This window comes from Leifsonia sp. NPDC102414 (assembly GCF_044765685.1).
GTDB lineage: Bacteria > Actinomycetota > Actinomycetes > Actinomycetales > Microbacteriaceae > Leifsonia.
Window position 1 is genome coordinate 1 of record NZ_JBIWKN010000008.1, and the last position, 24154, is coordinate 24154.

Annotated in this window: 21 protein-coding genes; 19 read left to right on the forward strand and 2 right to left on the reverse strand. The window is 64.6% G+C overall.

The window, feature by feature from the left end; all coding sequences use genetic code 11:
• The first annotated feature begins 505 nt into the window (after positions 1-505).
• The 18 genes from ACIRCZ_RS19425 to ACIRCZ_RS19510 all read left to right on the forward strand — a co-directional run bounded on the left by ACIRCZ_RS19425 (position 506) and on the right by ACIRCZ_RS19510 (position 15627).
• On the forward strand, positions 506-769 hold the full coding sequence (locus ACIRCZ_RS19425) for a hypothetical protein (protein ID WP_402856297.1): 264 nt from the start codon (positions 506-508) through the stop codon (positions 767-769).
• A 61-nt stretch (positions 770-830) separates the two neighbouring features.
• Entirely contained in the window at positions 831-1082 is a 252-nt protein-coding gene (locus ACIRCZ_RS19430; protein WP_402856300.1) for a hypothetical protein, read from the forward strand.
• Positions 1079-1240 (forward strand): hypothetical protein, encoded by a 162-nt coding sequence (locus ACIRCZ_RS19435; RefSeq protein WP_402856303.1) that lies wholly within the window; start codon positions 1079-1081, stop codon positions 1238-1240. The genes ACIRCZ_RS19430 and ACIRCZ_RS19435 overlap by 4 nt, the downstream gene beginning before the upstream one ends.
• Positions 1241-1629: 389 nt before the next feature.
• Positions 1630-2643, forward strand: a complete 1014-nt coding sequence (locus tag ACIRCZ_RS19440) for a hypothetical protein (RefSeq protein ID WP_402856306.1) — start codon at positions 1630-1632, stop codon at positions 2641-2643.
• Positions 2644-3353: 710 nt separating this feature from the next.
• The gene (locus ACIRCZ_RS19445) at positions 3354-4133 is read left to right on the forward strand and encodes a DUF2637 domain-containing protein (RefSeq protein ID WP_402856309.1); all 780 of its coding nucleotides are present in this window, start codon (positions 3354-3356) and stop codon (positions 4131-4133) included.
• Between the two features lie 107 nt (positions 4134-4240).
• Entirely contained in the window at positions 4241-4999 is a 759-nt protein-coding gene (locus tag ACIRCZ_RS19450) for a hypothetical protein (RefSeq protein ID WP_402856312.1), read from the forward strand.
• Positions 5000-5318: 319 nt separating this feature from the next.
• Positions 5319-5801 (forward strand): hypothetical protein, encoded by a 483-nt coding sequence (locus ACIRCZ_RS19455; RefSeq protein WP_402856316.1) that lies wholly within the window; start codon positions 5319-5321, stop codon positions 5799-5801.
• 94 nt (positions 5802-5895) lie between these two features.
• Entirely contained in the window at positions 5896-6501 is a 606-nt protein-coding gene (locus tag ACIRCZ_RS19460; RefSeq protein WP_402856319.1) for a hypothetical protein, read from the forward strand.
• A gap of 30 nt (positions 6502-6531) precedes the next feature.
• Entirely contained in the window at positions 6532-6840 is a 309-nt protein-coding gene (locus tag ACIRCZ_RS19465; protein WP_402856322.1) for a hypothetical protein, read from the forward strand.
• A gap of 6 nt (positions 6841-6846) precedes the next feature.
• Positions 6847-7836, forward strand: coding sequence for a hypothetical protein (locus ACIRCZ_RS19470; protein WP_402856325.1), 990 nt, complete (start codon positions 6847-6849; stop codon positions 7834-7836).
• On the forward strand, positions 7833-9383 hold the full coding sequence (locus ACIRCZ_RS19475) for an SCO6880 family protein (protein ID WP_402856327.1): 1551 nt from the start codon (positions 7833-7835) through the stop codon (positions 9381-9383). The genes ACIRCZ_RS19470 and ACIRCZ_RS19475 overlap by 4 nt, the downstream gene beginning before the upstream one ends.
• Positions 9380-10837 (forward strand): hypothetical protein, encoded by a 1458-nt coding sequence (locus ACIRCZ_RS19480; protein ID WP_402856330.1) that lies wholly within the window; start codon positions 9380-9382, stop codon positions 10835-10837. The genes ACIRCZ_RS19475 and ACIRCZ_RS19480 overlap by 4 nt, the downstream gene beginning before the upstream one ends.
• Positions 10834-12609, forward strand: a complete 1776-nt coding sequence (locus ACIRCZ_RS19485; RefSeq protein WP_402856332.1) for a type IV secretory system conjugative DNA transfer family protein — start codon at positions 10834-10836, stop codon at positions 12607-12609. Before ACIRCZ_RS19480 ends, ACIRCZ_RS19485 begins: the two co-directional genes overlap by 4 nt.
• 142 nt (positions 12610-12751) lie before the next feature.
• The gene (locus ACIRCZ_RS19490) at positions 12752-12994 is read left to right on the forward strand and encodes a hypothetical protein (protein ID WP_402856335.1); all 243 of its coding nucleotides are present in this window, start codon (positions 12752-12754) and stop codon (positions 12992-12994) included.
• Positions 12991-13515, forward strand: coding sequence for a hypothetical protein (locus ACIRCZ_RS19495; RefSeq protein WP_402856338.1), 525 nt, complete (start codon positions 12991-12993; stop codon positions 13513-13515). Before ACIRCZ_RS19490 ends, ACIRCZ_RS19495 begins: the two co-directional genes overlap by 4 nt.
• A 576-nt stretch (positions 13516-14091) precedes the next feature.
• On the forward strand, positions 14092-14682 hold the full coding sequence (locus ACIRCZ_RS19500; RefSeq protein ID WP_402856341.1) for a hypothetical protein: 591 nt from the start codon (positions 14092-14094) through the stop codon (positions 14680-14682).
• A gap of 147 nt (positions 14683-14829) precedes the next feature.
• Positions 14830-15285: a prevent-host-death protein gene (locus ACIRCZ_RS19505; protein WP_402856344.1), complete on the forward strand. Its 456-nt coding sequence runs from the start codon at positions 14830-14832 to the stop codon at positions 15283-15285.
• On the forward strand, positions 15286-15627 hold the full coding sequence (locus ACIRCZ_RS19510; protein ID WP_402856347.1) for a hypothetical protein: 342 nt from the start codon (positions 15286-15288) through the stop codon (positions 15625-15627).
• A gap of 39 nt (positions 15628-15666) precedes the next feature.
• Here ACIRCZ_RS19510 and ACIRCZ_RS19515 read toward each other — a convergent pair whose 3' ends face one another.
• Entirely contained in the window at positions 15667-18936 is a 3270-nt protein-coding gene (locus tag ACIRCZ_RS19515) for an AAA family ATPase (RefSeq protein WP_402856350.1), read from the reverse strand.
• Between the two features lie 265 nt (positions 18937-19201).
• Between ACIRCZ_RS19515 and ACIRCZ_RS19520 the strand changes: the two genes are divergently transcribed.
• Entirely contained in the window at positions 19202-21466 is a 2265-nt protein-coding gene (locus ACIRCZ_RS19520) for a DNA topoisomerase (RefSeq protein WP_402856352.1), read from the forward strand.
• A 786-nt stretch (positions 21467-22252) separates the two neighbouring features.
• On the opposite strand, the gene ACIRCZ_RS19525 is transcribed toward ACIRCZ_RS19520, so the two are convergent.
• The gene (locus tag ACIRCZ_RS19525; RefSeq protein ID WP_402856355.1) at positions 22253-23464 is read right to left on the reverse strand and encodes a hypothetical protein; all 1212 of its coding nucleotides are present in this window, start codon (positions 23462-23464) and stop codon (positions 22253-22255) included.
• Positions 23465-24154 lie beyond the last annotated feature (690 nt).

The window sequence follows — 24154 nt, forward strand, 5'->3', positions numbered from 1 at the left end:
CTTGCCGTTCCGGCGCTCTGATCCCGTTTGAGCGGGAGCCGGTGTAGTGCCGGGTCGTGGAATACCGGACCGAGCGCAGCGAGGGAGGATATGCCGCGAAAGCCCGGCACGGAGCCGGCGGACGCGAAATAGGGTCTGTGGGCCGGAGCGGCGAGGATCGCCGCAAACAACTGCGCACGCGTAGTGTGCTCGGCTAGCTGCCGCAGGCAGCAGGGGGAGGGATGAGGGGCGAAGCCCTTCTTATGGGGTGCCGGTGGGCACCCCATGCCGGCCAAAGACACCCGCGCCCGTTTTCGCCGCCCACCCAAGGCGGCCGCCCCTCCACAGCGTGGCCCCTGTCTGGTCCGGTCAGACCCCCAATTCGCCCGGAACCACGTCCCGTTTCACGTCTGAATCGGGCTCACAAAAACTCGCGACCCCGTTTGGGTCGTTTCGTTGCGTATATAGGTGAGTGGGTTTTCGGTGCGCCTGCTCGCCGACGATCACGCACCGGTCAGGAGAACCTATGACCGACACCCTTCCCGCAAACGAAGGTGAGCTCCTCACCTTTCCGTCCACCTATGCCGGAGTGCCGGTGCTGGACGCCCGGATCGAGACAGTCAGCCTGATCGACGCGGCCGAGCAGTTGCAGCTCGATGTTGCGCAGGTGTGTGGGCTCCTCACCGGCCACCAACTCGAAGCGATCACCGTCCGCCCTGGAATCCCCGCCCGCGTCAGCCTCCGCTCCCTCAGCCTCTATCAAGCCGCGACCGCCGCGAACGGCCAGTAGGCGCGTGCACACCCACTGAACGTTCCGAATCCCGCCTCACTGACCGAGGAGAACCACATCCATGATCACGACCAAGCTGCCGACACGGCTGACGGTGACGACGACAGGCGTATCGATTACTGACTCGACGCAGCGCATCCACAAGCTGCGAGAACGGGCCACCGAGTTGACCGCTGCACGGGTCCTTGGCTACGCGTCGTACGCGACCACACGCATCCCTGGAGCGAGGCCGGGGACGTTCACGATCGAAGATCAGCTGAAACGGCGTTCGCCGGCGACTCCGGCAACTGGCGACCTGAAGGATGCCGGATGAGTGCGGGGATGTCGTCACTGTTGATTGCCGGCGTGGTGGCGCGCTGTTGGCTTGCGGGCGCCGTCACGTCGATCGCCGCGCAACATGGCCATCTGCAGCGCGTGGTGGCGCGCAACAGCCGATACCGGTCTGTTCCGATGGCGGAAGCGACCCGATGAGGGCGTGTGCGTTGTGCGGCGGCGACGTGAACTCCGATGGGTTCTGCACGGATTGCGGCGAGGCGCATCCGGCCGAGCTGCAAATGAGTGCGCCGGTCGAACGGACGACAGTGTCTGCCATTTCTGCCCTGGGAGCGCCGCTCAGCTTGAGCGATCTAGCTGCTCCCCGCGTTTCGACGTCTCCTTCTGAAGCCCGACCTGTGCCGGGGGCCGACGTCAGTGCCCCCAGCCCGGCAGAAGCCCACAGCGGCAGCGGCCAGTCGGGGCGTCGCCGCGGTCGGGCCTTCAGGTGGGTGGGGGTGGGTGTGGCCGCGTGTGTTGTGGTCGGCGGCTGCTTTGCAGGCGTTGCGTTGTGGCCTCGCCCACCTCAGTCGTCCACTTCTGTCGCGATGTCCAAACCGCTCGAGACGGTGACGCGAACGTTGCCTGGGTTCAGTACGACGCCGAGGTGGGCGGTAGCGAGCGTGCTGGACGCGGTGGTTTCTCGCGACGGGTCACTCGTCGCGTTCACGACCATCCATAACCGGTTTGTTATCGCCGCCGCGGCCACTGGAAAGCAGCTGTCGCAGACCACGTTGGATGGGGTGCAGTCGGGCATTCAGGACACGGTGGTGGACGGTAAGGCGGCTTTCCTCGCCGTAACGGCCACGAGTGTGTATGCGTGGATCGGGGTGGCGGCACCAGTTCGTGTTGGATTGCCGGCCGGGATGGTCGTTCATGTTCGTGGCCACGGGGCGCCGATGGTCGGGCCAGGCGATGGCCGTCAGGTGTCGGTTCTTACCGGCGGCGGGCTTGTGCCGTTCACCCCACCATCAGGCAACAATGTCGGTGCCCCGTCGGCGTTGATGGCAACGACCACCGGTGAAGTGTTGTGGGCAACCTGGGACCACCGTGTGCTGACAGGGACGCCGGCAGGGACCGTGACGGCACAGATCACCTTGGCGGCGCCGGCCGCCGACGCCTCCCTGTCCGGGTGGGTTGGTGTCGAAGGATCCTCCGTGGTCACCGTGTGGTCCACTCCGGGCGGATTGACATTGGTCACTCACAGCCTGAGCTCCGGGCAAGTCACCGGCCAACAACCCGTCGCCAGCACTCCGGCCGTGTTGAAAACCACCAGCGGCGGCGATTTCCTGATGGCGGGTAACACCCTCATCCGCACCGCAACCGGTGCCGTGACTGTGCCGGACCCGGCTTTTGTTCCGGCGGCCAGCCTCGGAGCGACGTTCTACGGCAGCCGCGGCACACAGACAGCACTGCTCGACCCGGCAACGAACGCGGTGACAACCGTGCAGCCACCGACGGTCACACCTATCGGTATCACGAGCAAAGGGCTGCTCATCACGCTCACCGCCTCGCATCTTCAGGCATACAACCCGGCCCCGGCAGGTGGTCGTCACCGATGACCTCACCCGAGCGGCCCTCGCCTGTCGGCGCGACAGATATCGAGGCTTCGGGCCGTGACCCGCCTGAATGGCACGCCTGGCAACACGACCAAACCAGTTCGTACAGAAGGAGTTCAGATGATTCGAGGAATACGTCCGCTGCTGATCACGGTGATCGCGGCAGGCCTGGCAACAGGTGGGGCAGAAGCTGCGTTCGCCGATACCCCACCGACGGTCTCGGCACCCCCGTCGACGGCGGCACCCGCGCCCAGTAGCGGCGGGGCACCGTTGGTCGGCAATGGGCCAGCTCGCCCCGATGATGGCGATGGAGGGCTCACCGGCGGGGGAGGGCCAGGGCCGGTGTGTCAGGACTGTGCCACTGACCCGACTGAGACAGGGCCCGGCCCATCGAACCAGAACGACCCGCCAGCCGACCCGGGTACCCCCACCCAACCGCCGCACACTGGCGACACCGGCGGCGGAACCAGTAACGGAACAGACGGTAGGACCGCCCCGGTGACGCACTTCCGGCACAGCACAAAGCCGGGTCTGGCCGATACCGGCCTGGCCAACCTTGGTCCGATCGGGGCGGCAGGTGCTGTCCTCGTCGGTGGCGGCGGGGCTCTCGCGGTGTGGCGTCGACGCAAGCCGAAGCATCGTGCCGCGCGTGTGCAGCCGCTGATGTGAGCGCTGTGATGGCGAGATCTCGAGAGCGGAAGGGGACACAACCGATGAGTGTGGATAAGGATTCGTCGCGATCGCGGCTGCTTTGGGCAGCAACCAGCTGCGGAGTCATCGCGTTAGCAGGCGGCGGTTTCACACTGTCGTTCGCTTCGTTGCGGGATCTCGCCATCGCAAGTGATGTCCCCACCGGGTTGGCGTTCATTTGGCCGTTGATCGTCGATGGTTTCATCGTTGTCGCTACCGCGGCCGCGTTCGCGTTGAAATCCCGGCGCGGTCTGGCCTGGTACCCGTGGACGGCGTTGGTCGCGTTCTCCGCAATCAGCGTGACAGGTAACGCCCTCCACGCCGCCGACACCATCAACCAATTGCGTGTGCCGTTGCTGCTGGCGTCCGTGGTTTCCGCCGTGCCGGCAGTTGCGCTGCTGGTCGCCTCACATCTGCTCGTCGTCATGGCGGACAGTCGGACACGCACCGTCACCACCGTTCAACGCGCCACTGAAGAATCGCATACCAGGGGCAGAGCCCCCGCGATACCAACCGTCGGCATGGATGAGGCGCTGCTCGAACCGATGACTGCGGTGTCGACAGCGTCTCAAGCCCTCCCAGCAACATCACCGGTGGGGGACACGGAGCTGCTGGCGCGAGTCGTCGAGGTGGTTGCCGGGGGAGCGAAAGTCACGGGCGCGGACGTTGCCCGCTGGCTCGGTGTATCCGCCCGCACAGGCCGCCGGCGCCTGGACGAGCTGCGCGCTCTCCATCCCGAACTGTTCAACGACGCACCCAGCGCCCCCGCGCCCACACGTGCGCGAAGTCAGGTTCCGGCATAAGCGTTGCCGCCTGGTTCGCCGCTTCATCACCTTTGGGAGACCGTCACATGACATCAACAGTTCAGTGCACACAACGCCCCGGCACCGGCCGGCGGCCTCGTGGTGCCGTGGCGACGCTGTCGCCAGTGTCGGAGAGCGGAGCGCTCGATGAGATCGGGTTGGACGTGTTCGAGTCGGCGGTGGCGTCGTGTCGTGGCACGGTTGAGCGGATCTTGTGCGGTCGGGCCGGGAACCAGGATGTCGACGATGTGCTGCAGCAGCTGCGGGAGATCCTGTGGCGGAAGCTCGAGGCGGGACTGTTCGATCCCACGCGAGGGTCCCTGGGCGGGTTTGCGCACGGGATCTCGGTGCGTGTTGCAGCCGCGGCCTTGCGTCGGCGGCCGCGCACCCTCCCAATACCACTGGAGCTAGCTGACAAGCAGACCCCCGTGCTTGAGGAGATGGTGCGCGACTTCGAGACGACACGGCTACTGAAGCAGGTCGCTGATGTCGTCGGCGAGCGGGCGTGGGCGTGGGCGCTCGACCACGGACTTCATGGACGCACGGCAACAGAGATCGCCGACCGGGCGGGAGCGGCCGACCGCACCGTCCGCGACGCCTGCCAATGGGTGCACGAGGCAGCACACACCATCGCGGCCGCGTTCGAGGTGGCCACCTCGAACCAAATGCAGGATTGCGAGGCTCGCGCCGTGTGGTGTTTCCCGGCCGGGACAGCGTTGGCTGCAGTGGCCGCGCACCTTCCTCGATCACAGCCCGCCACACAGATCGCAGCCTGCACCGGCCTGCCTGAGACCACGGTACGGCGAGCCCTGCCGCGTGCTGAACGGTTACGGGCGGCAGTGATCACGATCCTGGAAGGACGATGACATGCCAGTTCCTGCAGCGGCCGCCGCGAAACTTGCGGCATCACGCACCGGCCGAACAGTTCTCCTCTGGGTAGCGATCGGGTGTGTCACCGGAATGATCACGGTGATCGCTCTACCGATCTTCGTTCTCCAAGACTTGGCGGCAGCGATCGCCAGCAAGACCGCCACCAATTGTCAAACACCAACCACCGGGCCGACTCCAACCCCATCGCCGACAGCCACACCGTCCGCCACACCCACGCCCTCACCTGTGGCAACGACTGATCCCTGTGGGGCGCTTCCGATCTCTGGGAACACGCGAGCTCTTGCGCAGGCGTTGATGCCAGCGATCAATGGCCACACCCTCTACAACGCAGGCGGCACCGGTGTGACCGAGATCGTGGACATCGCCAACGGCACCGCAACCTCCAACTGCAACATTGACGTGCGCGTGCTGCAGGTGATCACTATCGCGGTCAATAGTTTCACGTCGGTCGGGATCAGTGACATCAACCGGTTGTGTGCGGGCCTGGTCGAAGGTGCCGGCACCACCTCCTGGCATTACAAGGATGGCGGCGGTCATGCCGTCGACTTCTCTGTCCTGAACGGGCACGCGCTGACCGGAGACGACAGCAGCAGCCGTCGGCTGCTGCAAATTCTCGACCCGGTGATGCCGACCGGTTCCGGTGCCGGGCAAATCGAATGCCGGTCCGGCAACCCACTCGCCACACAACATCTCCACCAATTCGAAGACACCTGCAACCACCAGCACATCGACGTCGGGGGCGCTGCAGGTGGGCTGGCAGGGCAGTCCGCCAGCTGACAGCCGGTGACGGTGTGTGCCAAGTGCGAGGCGGGCGCGACAAGGAGCAGTAGAGGACACATCGAGTGTTCCGGAAACGTTTGGAGGTACGCATATGCGTCGAAACTCGCTGATCGCTGCAGCCGCACTCACCATTGCGGCTGCGCTGACTGGGTGCAGCACCGCAGCCGCGCCCACAGGGACGCCGACGTCGACGATTCCGGCCTTGCCGTCAACACCGGCACCGGCCGGGCGCATGTTGGACACCGCCGCCACCAGTGACGTTGGTGTGGCCGGTTACGACCTCGGCGGGTACAACACCACCACCGATTCCGGGTTCCGGTATCCGCAGATGTCGTCGGACGCGTTCCCCGCCGGCAGTTATGTCGCCGCATTCCGGATCACCATCACCGGCGGCGTTCCCTTCGCCGCGGCGGACATAACGGGCATGAACCTGACCGGAACCCATTTCGACGACTCCACCTCGCAGGCGGTCCTTGACACACACTCCGGTCCGGGACTCGCCCGTCACACCAAACTGCCGTTCGGTGACCCGCACACGCTCAGCATGAAGAAGCCGTGGCGGTTGAAGAACGGTGTCCCCTACAGCTTCGCTGTCGCCTACTACGTCCCTGCCGGCGCCCGCGCGCTGATGCTGACCATCACCGTGCCGTCACAAGCCGCACCAATGATCCTTCGCCTGCCGGTCGGCAGCGAATAGCCCACCCACACCCAACCAGAACGGACCCTCATGAACAGTCTCCTCATCGCCCTCAGCAAACCGCTGTACAACATTCCGCCAATCACCCCGGTGGCTGGCGGTCCCGGCTATTCGGCGGCGCAGAAGATCGCCGGGCAGATCCTCGGGGTGTTCTTGATCATCGCGGCGATCGCCATCCTGATCGCCATGGTCGTCGGGGTGTTCTCCTGGAAGACCCACCACGGGGGAGGGCTTAAAGGGTCTTTGACCGCGATGGCGGTCGTCATCATGTGCGTGATCATCGCTGCCTCAGCCGCGCAGATTATCAACTGGGGTCAGGCGATCCCACTGTTCGGGTAACCGGCCGTGATCACACATTTGGAAGGCATCCCGCAACCGAACTATGGGTGCGGGTTCGGTGACATCAGCTGCGACGCTCAGGAAGCCGTGGCCCGGTTCCTGGTCTCATCGATCAGTTCCATCTCGGACTTCATGGCTGACATGCTCACCAGCGCGTTCAAATCCAGCCGTCCGGGTGCGGCGGAGTGGCAGATCAGTAGTGCCGAGTTCTGGTTCTGGGTCGGAGCGATGGGCATCGTGCTCGTGGTCGTGGCAATCATGCAGATGATCCCCGCCATGCTGCTGAACAACGGCAAACGAGTTGCGCAGATTGCCCTCGGTCTGGCCGGCGCGATCCCCACCTCTGTGCTCTCCGTGTGGGGGATGAAGCAACTGTGCGCCTACGGCGACGCGGTGACCGATTCGTTGATGGGATCCGTGCAAGGCGGCGGAATGGGGCAAGCGATCCTGCACGTGTTCGGGTTCACAGATGTCAACGGCACAGTGACGATGAACACGGACTCCGCTCTGATGAACAGCAGTACCGAGTCCGCCAAGTCGGCAGCTGCAGTCGGCACGTTCCTGGTGACGATTCTGATCTTGGCAGTGATGGCATTGGCATCGCTGGTCCTGTACGTATCGATGTCGATTCGTGGGTTCAGTCTGATCGTCCTCGCCGGGACCGCACCGATCGGCCTGATGATGATCGGCCAGCCAAAAGTGGCCGCCTGGGCACACCGCTGGGCGAACCTCACCATCGGGTTGATCCTCGCCGAACCTCTCGCCGCCAGCGTGCTGTTGATTGCGGTGCTGCTGCTCGGGCATGGTGTGAACACCGGTCTTCTGCTGGTCGCAGCCGGTGCGGTGTTCGCAGCCGCGTTCGCGCCCGTATGGGCGGTGAAACTGGTGTCGTTCGCCGGCCATGAGACAGCTGGCGCGTTGGCTGCACGCCCGAAGATCCGTGACAACGCTAACCGGACACGGACTGTAATGAACATCTTCAGGATGGGCCGATGAGAGAGACGGTCATCGTCGAGGATCTCGCCCTTCCTTCCGATCGGTTCGGTCGGAGGGAGCGCGGCGGTGTCCTCGGGTCCGGGTTCGATATCCGGCAGATACTCATCGCGACGGTCATCCTCGGCGTTGGTGTGGTGTGGGTGATCAGCGACGCTGCCGCGTTCTTCGGCGGCCCGATCTGGTTGATCATCGCCCTGATGGGGGTCGTTGTCAGCCGGTACCGGGGAGAACCGATTGTCACCGTCGGCACCAGACCGATCGCCTACTTCGCCCGCAACTGGTTCGGGCAAACCCTGTACCTGCGTGACCCATGGCGGACGCCGAAGGAGATCGAGATGAAAACCGGAATTCCCACCGGCGGTGCGACCAAACCCGAACCGGTCGGGACGTTCGCCCTGCCGGGCGCAGCAGGCAACACCCGCATGTACCAATCCGGGCACACCGCCGGCGGCGCGTTCCTGATCGACATGAAAGGTCAGACCGTTGCCATCACCGTCGGTGTCAACAGTCGTGCGTGGAAACTACGCGACCGGTCGGTGCAGACCCGAGCATTCGACGGGTTCGTCGAATGGTTGAACAGCCTCAACACTCTCCCCGGGCTGGTGCAGCTGGACGCGCGCGTGCGCGTTGACTCGGCGCCAGCCACCCAGCTCGGCGAGTACGCCCGCAAACAAGACCACACCGCCGGACCGAACCAGGTTCATCCTCGGGTTATCGCAGAATACGACGCCCTAGTTGAGCAGCAGGCACCGAAATCGATGCAGTTCAGCAACACCGTCACCTTCACCTTCGCGCTGCGTGGGTTGCTGCAGCAGATCAAGGACAACGGGGGAGGGCTCTCCGGAATCGACGGGTACATGGTCGAACTGGTCAGCACTCTGAAAGACACCATCGAGCAAGCAGACCTGACGTTGACGGCATGGGTGAAAGCACGCGGACTGGAAGCGGTATTCGCTCGCGCCATGGACCCGATCGGGTTCACCGCCCGGATGCAGCAATCCGACCCCGCCACCCGCGCCTCGCTCCGGCATCCCCCCGTGATGGGAATCACCGAGCACCCCGACCGCGTCGTCGTCGACGGCAGCGTGCATCAAGTGTTCTGGCTGTCCGAATGGCCACGCACCACCAAAACGATCGGGTTCCTGTCGCGGTTGCTCTACGCCGGTGACAGTACCCGTGTCCTGTTGCTCCAAATGAAGCCGGTCCCCGATCACAAAGCGGCCTCCCGGGTCGTGTCGAGGCGTACCGCCCTGGAAACTGCCCGGTCGATTCGGGAGAAGAACCAAGTGACCGAAACGGTGGAGCAACGCAAAGAGCTCGAGGAGATCGAGGAGCGCGAAGAGCGCATCAGCGAAGGGTACGCCGACATCGAATTCCGCGGGTTCATCGCCCTGTCCGCTGCCGACACGGAAGGTCTCGACCGGGCCCGATCCGCGGTGGCCCAAGCCGCGCGTGGGCTCGGTATCACCCTGGCGTTGATGCATTTCCAGCAGGCTGCCGCGTTCACCACTGTCGCGCTCCCCTTGAACGCGAAAGGCAAAGCATGAACTCCACCCAGAGCGCGGGATTCGTCCGCGACGACGCCGACCGTGTTTCACGGCGTGAACTGGCCGCCAAACGCAAACAACTCGCCAAGGCAGCCAGCGACACCCGAAAAGACAGCCCTGATCTGCCCTGGGTATGGCTACCCGAGAAAGGGGAGCGTCACCCCAACAATTTGCGCACTGCCCGCGCGGTCCGGCCGCCCCTGCACCGGGGGTCCTCCACGACGCTCGGCGTCGGTTACCCGTTCTTGGCCGAAACCAGCGATGCGATGCCCGGTGCGTTCATCGGCCCCGACCTGCTTTCCAAAGGCATGTTCAGTTGGGACCCCTGGGTGGCATACGGGATGGGCATCATCCGCTCCCACTCCATGGTGATCCTCGGCGTCAAAGGATCTGGCAAATCCATGCTCGCTAAGTCGTTGGCCGCCCGCCTGTGCCGGCTACGCCGCCGGGTGGCCGTCCCCCACGACCCGAACGGGGAGTGGGCACGCGTCGCCGAATACGTCGGCGGAGTGACAGTACAGATCGGCCCTGGCGCCGCTGACCGGATCAACCCGCTCGACGCTGGAACACGGCCCGCTCACTTCACCGACGAGAACTGGGCGTACGAGCAGCAGCAATACCAATCCCACAAGTTGCAGGCGATCGTGAAGATCTTGCGGCAGACCACAACGCTTCCCGAGGTCGAGCACACCATTATCGACCTGGTGCTGCAGAACGTCCGCGCCCGCAACAACCACGTGCTGCTGCCGGCGGTGTGGGACGAGCTCCGCGACCCGACCGGACCCAATGCGGCCGAGATCCGGGACGGTGGGCTGCAACTGCAGCACTCGATCCGCCGCGTCATCGTCGGCGACGTCGCCGGAATGTTCGACAAGCCCACCACCGTCACCTTCGACAGCGACACCCCCATGGTCACCGTCGACACCTCCCTGGTCAGCAAAGCCAGCGACGAAGCGAAAGCGTTGATGCGGCTCACCACCAACGACTGGATCGACAGATCGTCCACCGGAACCGCCGATCAAGCCCGCCTGGTCATCCACGAGGAAGCAGCCGTCGCCCTCCTCACCGAAGTCGCCTCCGGATCCGGGCTCACCCAACGCGCCGCGGACGAAAAGGTGGCCCGCCACCATGGCAAAGCGAACCTGTATGTGCTGCACCGCATCGCCGACCTCGACGCGCTCGGCGACACCGGCTCCGCCATGCACTCACAAGCGCTCGGCCTCCTCGCCGATTGCGATACCCGCATCACCTACGCGCAACACCCCGGCGAGCTAGGCCGGTCAGCTGCCGTCCTCGGCTGGAACGACACACAACGCGAACTTGTCCGAAAACTGCAGAAGGGGGAGGGGTTCTGGCAGATCGGCGAAGACACCCTCCGCCACGTCCGCAACGTGTGCACCACCACCGAAATGCACTACTTCGCCACCGACACCCATGGAGGGTCCCGCGCATGAACAAGCCGATCACCACCGTCCTCGTCTGCGCGGCCGGCCTCATCGCAGCGCTCTCGCTGCTGTGCACCGCAATTGCGAACACCATCGTCGGTTACACCTGCACCGCCCAACCCGCCGCGACCGGTCTCCTCGGCGGGATAGGGCTCCTCATCACCGGCAACCCGGCAACACTCGGCACCCTCCCGGCAGGATGCACACCACCGGTGCTATTGATCCGGATCGTGTGCGCGAGCGTCGTCGTCGTCCTCATCATCGGGTGCGCTGCAGGCTGGGCGATATTCAACCGGTTCCGGCAGTCCGACATGTACTTCCGCCATCAGCTGCTCTACCGGGACGGGTTCGCGAAGAAGCCTGAGGTCCGAAAGCACCTCTCCCGGAAGGCTTTGACCAAACGGGCACCCCAGTTGCGTCCCGCGATGAGCCAACCGACCGCAGCCGATGTCGGAGTGCAGATGGGGCGCTCACGCGACGTCGACGTCTTTGTCAGCGTTGAGGACTCAATGGTTGTCTCTGCCGCGCCCCGCAGCGGAAAAGGGTTCCGGTTCGTCATCTCAACGATCCTTGACTGGTTCGGGCCCCTAGTCACCACCTCCACCCGCAACGACAACCTCGCCGCCACCTACGCTGAACGTCAACGCCGCGGGGAGGTGACCGTCCTAGACCCGCAAGGCCTGTCCGGGATCGCGGCGAAACGACGCGTCTCACCCGTCGTTGGCTGCGCCGACCCGCTGACAGCGGACATGCGCGCTCGAGCAATCATGTCCAGTAGCGCCCTCGGCCGAAGCGCCTCGAACCAGGAATGGGCTGGCGTGTCCTCTGGCCTGCTCGCCAGCCTCCTGCACGCCGCCGCTCTCGGCGGTGGCGGGACCGCCGCGCTCCGCACCTGGGGGGCGAACCCAGCACTGACCGAATCCGCGATCGAGATCCTCAACGATAAGGGAGCGCCCGGGTGGGGGCAGATGCTCGAAGGAATCGTGAAGGGAGACCCGGAACTCCTCGCCAACTCGTGGATGGGCGTCCGAGAAGCGTGCAAACCGCTCCTCATCCCGCAAGTCTTCGACGCGCTCAACCCCACCAGCGACGCGTTCGACGCAGACGAGTTCCTGGCCGGCGAGAACACCCTTTACCTGATCGGAACCGGCTCCGGCGCCGGAGCCTCCGGAGGGTTCCTCTCAGCCGTCCTTGATGACGTCGTCGAAAGCGCAAGGCGCAAAGCGCTCGCCTCCACCGGCGGCCGCCTGGACCCGCCGCTCGGGTTGGTGCTCGATGAAATCGCGAACATGTTCTCCTGGCCAGGCCTGCCCACCGTACTCAGCGACGGAGGCGGTATCGGCATCTTCTCCCAAGTGATCTTCCAATCCATGTCCCAAGCCATCACCGTGTGGTCAGAGGCAGAAGCGCAAACCATCTGGAACGCCGCGATCGTCAAAGTTCTCCTCGGCGGATCCACCGATGTGCGGCACATGCAGGACATCTCCAACCTGCTCGGCCACCGCAAAATCATCGACCATACCCGCTCCTGGTCGGAGGAATCCACCACCCAGTCCGAACAACGATCAACCGTCCCCGTGCTGTCGATCGACGAGCTACGCCGGCTCCCCACAGGAATGGCTGTCCTCGCCTACAAGAACATGCGGCCCGCGCTGCTGGATGCTGCCGGCTGGACCAAACGTTCAGACGCTAAGCAGATCCGAAGCGGCAAACGGGCCACCGAGCAGGCGCAACTCGCCGAGTTCCGCGCCCAATACGAGAAGGGAACGTCTCGTGTCTAACCGGCGTCGGCCGACCCGGGGGAACCGGTATCGCACCGGTTATCTCTCCTCCACCGCCTGGTTCACCCGCCGCCTTGCGTGGTTCCGGGAAGAAACCGCCCGGCATGGTGCCATCCGCTGCGCCGTCTGTCTCGGCGCCGGTATGGCACAGACGCTAGAGCTCCATCACCTCGACTACTCCGGAGTCACCGAGACTGCCTCCGGGTGGATCGCCCGCGAAGCGCATAAGGACCTGATGGCCGTGCACCCAGAACACCACCGGCTCATCCACCAGCTGCTCGACAAAGACCCGGTGCTATCGCGCATGCGCGGCCGACGGGATGCGACCCTCCAAGCGATCAGCAAGCTGCGGCAGAAGATCGTCCGCGCACTCCTGGCCGCATGAGCACCGACGAATACGGGTCCCTGGGCGACGACCTCCCACTCCCGCTACGACCGGCGCCCACAAACTCGCCGGCCGCCCCTGCCACCGTCGATCTGCCCGTCACCGTGGCAATCGTGAACTGGCGTGAACTCCGACCGGCCGAATCCCGCCAAGCGTGGGAGGACCTCGCCGGATGGGTTCGCTGGATCGTCTACCGATACCCGTTGCCCAAAGACGTCGTCCGCGAATGCTGGTACCAGCACGGCGGCGCCGTCGAAGAACTCTCCGCACTGCACGCCTGCTGGCAAGCATCGTTCGACGAATCCGACAGCGGCTACGGCCCCATCGGATTCCACGAACGCCTCGACCTCGCCCGCGGCCGCCTGAAACCGCTGCAGGCGCAATGTGGTGAAGGACACGTCAACGCCCCCACACCCCGCGTCCTCGACAAACCACCCGACTGGGACGACTGGACCCGCGACACACACGCAGACTTCAGCACCAACGCTGAACACGAAGAAGGAGAAACCAACCATGTCTGACGACTCGTTCGCCCCAACCTCGAAAGAGGAAAACGAACCCGCCGGGCCTCTCACCGCCGCGCAGAACCTCGCAACTGATCAACTCGATTGGTTCGCAACCAACCACTCGTACGTGCTCCACAACATCACCCAGTTACGTGCCGCGATCGCGGCCGGAAACACTGACCCCATCCAAGGATGGGACGACCACTCAGACACCGGGCCCACGTCCCGTCGGGAGAACCTCGCCCGCGACATCACCTATCAAACAGGTCAGCTCCTCGAGGCTGCCACTTCCCCGGCTACTGACTGGGCAACCGAAATCACGGCTGCGCGGACGGAATTCGCCGAGCAGCGGGAATGGGCCGCGAACCTCTATCCCGCCGTCGACGATCACAGCGCCGTCGCACGCCTGCGCCGCTCCGCCGTCCAAGCAGACATTCTCTTCGAGGAGCTACGTGAAGGCGGATCAGACGAGCTCGCAGATCCCGCGGCCAGAGGGGGGCCGAGTACCGCCTCTACGCCACGGACTTACTCGAGGGCAGCTTCCGCGAAGAGGACCCCGTCATCCAGGCGCACCTGCTCCATCAGCCGGCCATGTATCTGCCGTACGACTACGACACCGTCCTTACCGACCCTCGCTTGGATCCGGCGCACCGGCCATTGTCGTATGCAGAAATGGATGGCCTCAGCAACTCGCAACTATTGACCAGTCTCAGTGCCGCCCAATCGGACAGTGCCGACCTGATCGTCACTCAAGCAGAGCTCCCGCCTGAGGAATACGAGTTGGCCAAACACCAGCCTCTCAGCGACATACCCGGATATCAGGCGCTGGTCGAGAAGGAAGACATGCTGAACGGCGAGGTTCGGCGCCGCGTGCAGATCAACGACCCCTACGAGGCCAGGAACTCCTCCGACGAGGAAGCCATCGACGCTTTCCGCCGCCTCCCCGAAACCAGAACCGAGATGGCAGCCATCGACCAAAGGATCGCCGCCACCCGCGATGCCGTGCTCGCAGCCCGCGCGCCCACCGGCATCGGATCCGCGCCCCGCTCCCCAGCACAACTCCCGCACCGACCCATCCACAACCGGTCCTGTCGTGCAACCGGCCGCGACAGGACGACGGACCATCCATCGCTGACGCCCTTCTCATCACCCGCCTGCGCGGCCGCGGCCGTGCCGAAGTGACCGCCGGGAATGCTTCGGCCGCCAATACGAGGCCATCACCCGATCATCGGTGCGGTGGCCTCGTGTTGGCGACGGGTACCGCTGAATGTGGGGCGGGTTCCCGCCAAGGACTTTTATTCAGAAGTAGTTCTGAACTACACTGTGTGAATGCTCGCCATGGACCAGCCGCAACAAATTTTTCAATCCTCCGACCTCAGCCGGAACGCACCGCGCGTCTTCGCCGCCGCCGAGGACCGGCCCGTCGAGGTGACTCGTCGCGACGGGGAAGACCTCGTGCTCATGTCGAAGAGTGAGGCGGACTCGCGGGAAAAGCTGCTGCAACTTGCCGCCACTCTGATCGGCGTGGCGACCGACACCCGCGGCACCCTGACAGACCGAATGTCCAGTGCACTGCCGTGGATGCTTGCCCTTAGTCCTGAGGACCGCGTCGCATGCGCCAACGATCTCCTCGAAGCCGCCCGCGCTTCGTTCTCCACTGGACAGGCGCACCTCGCCGTCGCCGAGATGACCTCATGGCGCGAAACCGCGACCGCGGTGGCCGCCGGACTCGGCAATGCACCAGTGGAATGGCTCGACACCGACCTCCCCGTCGAGCGGCCGTAAGTGGCGCGGGAGCGAAAGGTCGCGAGGCCGACCAAGCGCAGCGAGTACAGCATTGAATTCGCCAGCGTTCCCGCTCAGCGCGGATGGACCGATCTCTGTGCGACCATCCGCGGCCCGCTAACAGACGCATGGGACTTCCTGACCAGAAGTCCGTTGGCAGTGACACCGACGAACTATCCGCTTAAAGGAGAGTTGGGGAAGATCACCCGGGACGGAAAGACACACCAACGCTGGCAGCACAAACCGACGCTGAAGGGCGACGCCCGCATCTGGTTCTACGTCCACGAACAGGTCGTCTACCTCGAGCAGGTACACACCCACCACCCAAACACGACGAAATAGATCCCACGAGACGAAACCGCTGCCCTGGCTCTTTGGGGATTACCGACGAGCAGGTCCACCGCGGCGTGGAGAAGGCCTGCTGACGGGTCCCGTGGCGGCGGCCGTTGCAGCCTTCCCGGCGCGCACCTGGTTGATGCGTTCCGTGCGGGCCTGTTCTTCTGCTGCTAACTGGGCTGCTGTCAGGCGGCCGCGGAAACGTTCCTCCTGCTGTAGCAGTTCGATGGTGCGCTCGTGAGTTCTGCGTTCTGCGGCAAGGGTTGCAAGCTCGGCACGGGTTGCGGTGACCCGTTGGTCGAGGCTGGCGATCGCCGATGTTGTCACGGGGTTGATGCGCTCTTTGTGGTGTTCGTTGGCGTCGCTTGTGCGGAGAGTCTGGAGGCGTTTCTCGTTGATGGTGATCGTGTCTTGCAGCCAGCTGGTGCGTTCACGGTTGCTGGCTAGGGACTGATCAATGGTGATCGTCTCGGTAGTGATATCGAGCACGTGGCCGAAGGGGCGCTCGGAGCTGTCCCACGCCGGCGTGGTCCGCTCGATGCTCGGCGACGGACGTGCTGCCCTTTCGAGTTCTGCGCGGGCCGCGGCCCGAGAGTCGTCGACGGTGAGCTCCGCCCGTCCACGGTGCATGGTCTCGACGAGTTCATCGACGAGTTTGGCCGGGGTGCCGGCAGTGGACACGTAGGTGTTTTCGAACTTGCCGCGGGTGGCGCCAACGTAGAGGCCGGCGGCGTCGACGCCGGGGCCGGTGATGGATGCCCAGTTCGTTTCGCCCTGCTCGCCGTGGACGGTTGAGGCGTAGGCGAGGTGGGCGTGATCTGCAAAATACTCTGACGAAACAGTGCGGGTGAGACCACTAGTAGCCATCGATGCGAGGCGCACCGTCCCGTCACTCTGAATCGCCTCAACCGTCCACAGGTCGCGGTTGTTCACGCCGGTGTCCGTGTCGTTGCGGCGGGTCTGGACCGTTTCGCCGGCGTAGACCGGTTGCCCGTTCTGCGCGAAAGCGATCCGGCTAGTGTCGAGTTCGCCCCGCGTCAGACGTCCCGCCTGAATAGCTTCGTTGATGGTCTGTGCTTCCTCGTTGGTCGACACAACCAATGAGAGAGTTTTCCCGCTCTGAGTGAGCTCCCGGTGGCGGTCGACCATGTAGTGGAGCACGGCGGCCTGGTCCGTAACGGTCACCACGTGACCGCCGGAGATGAGGGCGGCCGCAACTTGGCGTGCTTCCTCCTCGCTGGCCGGCTCGCGCAGCTTCTTGGTCAACTCGGCATACTCGTCGTCGCGGACCGGGTTGCCCTGCCCGTCGAGCAGCGGGTTGCCTGCGGCGTCGAGTTTCCGGAAGCGCTGCACTGTCTCCAGCTCGATGCGCGCGGTGGCGGATGTGCGGGCGATCAGCATGGCACCGGAGTGGCCGACGGGGGAGACCTGCAGGTGGTCTCCGATGAGGGCGATCTGTGCCCCGGTCTGTTGGGCGAGGAGTGCCAGAGCTCGCGCTTCGTGCAGGCCCAGCATTCCTGCCTCGTCGACGACGATCCGGTCGCCTGGGTGCAGCGGGTATCGGCTGACGCCGTTGTATGGCTGGTTGGACAATGGGGATTGCTCGCCTGGTGTGACCTGCTGCCAGACCGTGCGGCCGGCGACGTCTTCGCCCCAGTACCAGCCGTGGTCGCGCAGGAGCGCGTGCACGCTTGAGCTGGTGGTCGATGTTTCGCGTCCCGCGACGTTCGCAGCCTTCTTCGTCGGGGCGACGATGATGCAGCCGCGGCCCTGGTCGTCGAGGAGCTTCTTGGCGACCTTCAGCATGGTCGTCTTACCGGTGCCGGCAGGCCCGGTGATCGTGACGACAGAATCGGTCCCGGCGACTGCGGCCGCGGCTTGCGTCTGGGCAGTGTCGAGTCGGAGACCGTCCTCGAGCACATCCGTTTGGGCGACGTCGACGAGTTCGGCGTCCACTGCTTGTCCGGGCGTGGCAAGGGCCGCGTATTGGCGGGCGACGTCCGCTTTCAACGCCACGGTCGCTTGCGACATGAACGCCTTCACGTGGGCGGGGATAGCACCGTCAGCGGTAAGTAGGTTCACGCTGCGCCCGGCCACGGCCCGGCCGGTCACATCGTCGATGAGCTCTTCCAGGACGGCGCGGTCAGCGACCACACCGGACGCGGCCACCGCGCGCCGCACCCCGGCCTGCACGTCGAACATGCTGTAGCGGCCGCCGGTCCCGGTCGCGCGGGCGTCTGCGTCGGCCACGCCTGTTGCGGCCAGCACGGCACGGTCAAGGCCAGCGACCGGCGTACTGCGGACGGTAACCGCGGCGCGGACATGGCCGACGGTGGGGTCGATGGCGGTCAGTTCGGCGTGGACGGTGGCCGCCCAGTCCGCCTCGTCGATCTGGCCGGGCTTGTTCGGCCGGCCATGCGCGTACGCCCATTGGTCGATGGCTTGTAGGTCTTTGGCCGTCGGCTCCTGGCCCGGGTGGCCGGTCCGCCATTCGGTCAGCTTGACCGTCCGGTTGGCTTCGATCTGGTTTGACCGGCGGGACAGTGGACGCACCAGGTGGGCGAGCTGTTCGATCTCGCCGTCCGCGTTCAGGGTGTATCCCTTGGCCGCGAGAGCGGCCAACCACTGCGGGTCGGTGCGCGCGGCCAGGTCGCCCTCAGCGTTGATGACGGTCTGGAACTTCATGGCCACACGTGAATCGATGTTCGTCCACCGGCCATCTTGCCCCTGCACCTTGATGTTCAGCCACAGGTGGCGGTGCTTGTGCGGGTCCAAAGCTCGGGAGCGTTCGTGGTTGAGCTCGACGACCTCGATCCGGGAGAGGTCTTCTCGGATGGCGCCGGCGTGGCCGCGGCGCGCGTTCAGTTCACGTTGCCAGGCGAGGATCGTGCGGTCGCGAAGCCGGTCCATGAGGTCTTCGTAGGCCATGTGGATGTCCGCGTCGATCATTGCGGCGATCGAGAACGACTTTGAGGCGTTGATCGTCGCGTCCAACAGCAGGTCTGCGCTGGGACCGCCTACCTCCCGGCCGCGCAGGACACCGGTTTCCGGGTCGCGGCCGGAGATCCATGCTTCGAGTTTGTCGCGGTCGAGCACGTCGCGGCGGATCATTCCGTCCTCGACGATGTGCCTCAGCACGGCGTCGTCGGCGTAGCCGGAGGCGGCGATCGCTCCGGACTGGGAGGCATCGCAGGTACCCGCGAGAGCGTAGTCGAGGGCCTGCTTGACCCCCTGGGAAGCGACCCCGCGCTTCCATCTCGCCATCCCTCCACGCATTCGAAAAGCGTAGCGCACACCATTGGTGCCTGCGTGCATTTCATCAGTTCTTGTCCTTCAGCCTCGTCCTTCAGTTCGGTTCTTCGTCTCCTGTTGATCTCTGACTCCTCTGTCCCGGTGTGCTCTTGCTCCGGGACAGAGTTCTTGCTTCGCTGCCTTCCGCTTCTTCCTCGCCTCTTCTCGACGCGTGTGTGCCAATTTCGACTTCCGCGCGGCAAGAACGGTGAGCGCACCGTGCTCGTTCCGGTTTGCGGACTCGCACGGTCGCAGACCACGACTGGCACCAGCAGAAGGAGACACGACGATGACGGTCCTACTTGTGGCAGAGAAACCCTCCGCCGCCCGGAACATGGCCAAGGCCCTCGGCGGCACGATGGCCGGCACCTTCCAGGGCACGCACTACGAGATCGTCGCACTGCGCGGCCACCTCTACGAATACGTCGAACCGCACGAGCAGGTCGCCCCACACCTGTCGGACAAATACAAATCCTGGGACCTCGCGAACCTGCCATGGAACCCCGCCGACCTGAACTGGAAACGGAAACCGTCAGCACAGTCGGGCGTGGCAGAGATCCTGCAAACCCTCGCCGGCAAAGCACGCACCGCCTCCGAGGTCGTCGTCGCAACAGACGTTGACCCATCCGGGGAGGGCGGGCTGTTGTTTGCCGAGCCCATGCTCGAGCTCGGCATCACACCGACGAAACTCACCCGCATGTACTTCACCGACGAGGCCGAAGCCTCGATTCAGAACGCATTCCTCAACCGTCGAGAAATCGTCGGCGGTCTGGAGAACTTCGACGAGTACAAGAAGGCACTCGCCCGGTCGAAGTTCGACTGGCTGACCCAGCAGTTCACCCGTGTGGCAACTGTCACGGCAGCGCAGCGGGCGGTGCTCCGGCAGGGCCGGTTGAAGTCGGCGATGCTGCTGCTCGTCGGAGTGCAGCTGAAAGCGCACAACGAGTACGTGAAGAAGCCGTTCTTCGAAAACCGGTTCCGCGATGAACACGGTGTCATGTACACCAACCCGGACGAGCCGAACTTCCCCAACCAGGAGAGCGTCGCTCAGACGTACGCACCGTCCGCGGTCGTCGTGGACGTTCGTGGCGACAAGCGGGTCGCGCCGCCTCGGCTGCTGGACCTGGCCGCACTGAGCTCGCGGCTGTCCGCGAAAGGCGTCAAGGCTGATCAGGTGCTCGCGATCTACCAGCGCATGTATGAGGACCAGGTGGTCTCCTACCCGCGCACCGAGGACAAGACGATCACCACCGAGCAGTTCCAGGATCTGCTGCCGCTGGTCGACCAGATCGCAGCTCTCGTCGACGTCGACCCCGCGTTGCTGACCCAGCGGCTGCCCCGGCGCACCCATGTGAAGGACGAAGGTGCGCACGGTGCGAACCGGCCCGGTCCCAACGTGCCAGGGTCCCTCGACGCGATCGGGCAGAAATATGGCGACACGGGCACCCTCATCTACGAGGAGCTTGCACGTTCCTTCCTCGCAATGTTCGCCGGCGACTACGTGTACGAATCGCAGCAAGGACACCTCGAAGACTGGCCGACATTCATCGGATCCGCGACTGTCCCGAAAGCGTTGGGCTGGAAGCAGGTGTTCGCCGACGACACCACCGACGAACCGGACGACACGGAAACGCCGAACAAGGACGGTCTGGGCACCCACGCCGAGCCGTTCGTGTTCGAGGGAAAGAACAAACGGCCCGAACACCCGACCATGAAGTGGCTGATGAAACAGCTGGAGAAACGCGACGTCGGCACCGGCGCCACCCGCACCTCCACCTACGCCGAAGTCACCCGCGAACCATCCGACAAGAACAAGTGGCCACTCATGACCGAGACCCGCGGGAAAGTGACCCTGACCAACTACGGCGACATGGGGTACCGGCTCCTGCCCGGCACCCGGATCGGGGATCTGTCCCTGACCGAGCGCATCTACTCCGAGATGCGCGCCGTCGCCGCCGGCAACCGTTCTGTCGAGCAGGTGATCGCCGTCGTCGCGGACTGGGTGACCGAAGACATTCAGACCATGCAGGCCAACGCCGCCACCATGCGCGCCGAACTCGGTCTGACCGAGATCCAACAGAAGGAGAAACACGAGGGGACGTGGGCGGCTCAGGGCGGCCGCCTTGTGTCGTTCAACCGGGAATGGAGTGGTCACCGCTTCACCGACCAGGAATGCCAAACACTCCTGGACGGGCACGAGATCACATTCACCGCGATCTCGGACAAGAAGAAGACGGCCGGTGCCGCCGACCCGACCTTCACTGCTCGAGGCTCCCTCGCCGAACTGAACTACAAAGGCAAGCCCTGGGTGGGCTTCAAACCAGAGTTCAGCAGCGACCTCCCACCGGACGCCTGGTGCCAACACACCTTCACCGAAACGGAAAAGGAAACCCTGCTCACGGGTGGCACCGTCTCCGCCACCGATTTCGTCAGCCAGAAAGGCAAACCCTTCAGCACGACGGTGCGTTTCGGCAACGAAGGCGGGCAGAGAAAGATCATCCCCGACTTCGGCGCCACACCTCGGCGCACGCAACGGAAAGGACGACGAGCATGACCCACATCACCGCTGACCTGGATGATATGCAGCGCACGCTGCGGCTTCGAGCATGCACCTGTCTCCGGCGACCTCTACGGTGAGATGATGAGCACCGCCGAGAGCGTGAAGTCAGCTGCCGAACACATGGGGCTGATGCTCACCCAACCGGAGCTCGCGCAGATCATCGACATCGTGAGCCGGACGGGCAGTCTCGCCCCCCCGCGACGAGGTGATTGCGCAATTCCAGTCCGGCGCGTTGTCCGCTCGTGCATTGACGTTCTTCCTCCCGTTCATGTGGAGAGCCAAACCAGACGACAGCACGGTCCCGGCCAGCGTGTGGCGTCAGATGTTCCAGCAAGCCGAGTACACCGAAGACTGGATAGTGCGCGCACGGCCAGCGCGGACCTTCCGCGCATATCGGGGCGCGATGCCCGAGAACCGTTACGGTCTGTCCTGGAGCCTGGACCCGGGGCAAGCCGAGTACTTCGCCCGCAACCGGCAGGAGCCGGGTGTGACCACCGCTCAGGTTTGGGTCACGAACATCCCCGGATCTCGCATCTTCGCCCACTTCACCGACGGTTGGGAGCAGGAAATCACCGCGGACGTAATAGGCCAGGATATTCGGCCTCTCCACGAGGAGGGTCTGCTACCCCGACCCCGTCGAGGCTTCTTGCGCCTTCCCAGCCCGGCCTTAGGCCGGGAACGGTAAAAGTGCACCGCAGAATGCGCAGATCATCACGAACGACGAGCGCCATCCAGGTTGTCCCTGATCGCGGGGAACTACAGCTAGCGGCGGCGTACGCCTCACCAAATACAGGGAGACGTGGCTGTGATTTCGACGGTGTTGGAGGAAGTCCCGCGAATGGATAGCGTTCGGACGCCGGCAGCTCCGGGTGTTGGTGCCCAATAGTCGTCGGCCATGACATGGTCGACGTGTTTGTAGCCCAGCTTCTTCCAGGCGTCGATCACAGCGGCGTAGGTACCTGAACCGGGGTCGTCGTTGCCGCTTGGCAGGCTGAGGTGACCACGTACGGCTTGGCCGGGCCCAGTGTCACACGAGGTGGCTCCCACGTTGGGTGCTGTGGTCGTTCCGCCGGCACCGGCCGTGGCATTGAGGAGCGCCGTGATATTGGCCTCGTATGCGGCAACTTTCCTGGTGGTCTGGGCCGGGTCAAGGCTCTGTGGCGGGTGCGTGGGTGCGGGCGTGGTCGTCGCAGTGAGCTGCCGCCATGTCAGTGGCGGTTTACCGCTGCCAAGTGGGAGACCGACGTAGCCGTCGGCGGTGATCGTGTAGTCGGAGTTGGTGACGCTGAACCGTGTGCGCGGGCGGAGGGAAAGGTTCGCGGCAGGGTCGTCGATGGTTGCCAGTACTGCGGCGTCTCTTTCCGGGTGCGCGCTCGTCACGTTCAGTGTCGGGCAGTCCTCGTCGATGCCCTCAGCTTCGTAGACGTTGGCTACGTCGTGACGGTCAGCGAGGTTGTCGAGCTCAGTGACTAAACGTTCGGACGGGCCGGATGTCGAGATTTCGGCTGATCGGGATCGCTGTTCAGAACCCGCCGCGGACCACGCGATACCAACCGTTGCAAGAACCCCGTGCCCGAATCCGGGTATCCGGCGCACCGCGTTGCTGGCCTCGACCAGGGGTGCGCGGCCGTGCGCCGCCTGCATAGTGAGAGCAATGTTCGATTCCGAGCGCAAAGCCGTTCTGGATATGTAGACCGAGTCGGCGCTGCCGAGTCGGCGCAATGCATCGGCAGCCTCCACATCAGTGGCGATCGTCTCGGCTGCGCCTCCGGGGTTTCGGATGTCGGGTGGAGTTGCCTCCGGCGTTGACAATGCGGCGTCGAAGTCCTGCACACTGATCACGACAGGAGCAGTCTTATGGCCACCCGGGATGCGAAGAAGCACCTGGACTGCGTACGCCCCATCGATGTGGGCGTTCCCGACGATGGCGACCACAGGCTCCACCACCCTGCGCAATCCGTCACTCGTAGACGCTGAAACGTCAATGGTCACCACCCAATCATCAGGATGGTCCTTAGCGTCCCGCGACCGAACAATGGACTTCGCGGAACCGACACCCCTTACCCGCCCTGCTGCTGCCGCCGCCTTCTCCGCTTTCGCTACCAATTGCGTCGGCGGAACCGGCTGCCAAGAACACCCCGTGACTCCCGTCACCACCATCAACATCAGGATGCTAAGCGCTGCGCTAGCGCACAGCCGGTTTCTCACAGGTGTTCGGGGGACCGCGGACGGAGGCACTGCGGAATCGACAGACATCAACTCAGCACAGCAGGTCCAGCGGTGCCGTACATCAGGCCGAAAGATGACCCGAGTCATCCGCGAGACGTAGCCGGACAAGCCTCGCGCCTTTACGGCCGAAGCGAAGCACGGGTGAAGTTCGCCGTGTTCAACCGAGTCAATCCACGTTGGCTCCGATGGGTTCTTAGATTCAGGTACGTCAGGTCGACGACGACCAGCCGCCGGGAGGAAGACATGCACAAGCTCTTGCAAAAGGTAGTAGTTGCAGCGGGGACTAGTGCGACGCTCAAGTCGTGCGGCGGCGCTAGCCCCTACGAGCTCGGCGTGCTCGCCGCACCGAAACCAGACGAGCTCAGCCCAACCCTCCAGACGACAATGGCACACGAAAAGTAGTCGAATGGCCGCTTCTGGGGAGGTCGGTGACGGGCGATGGATCGCTGCCCT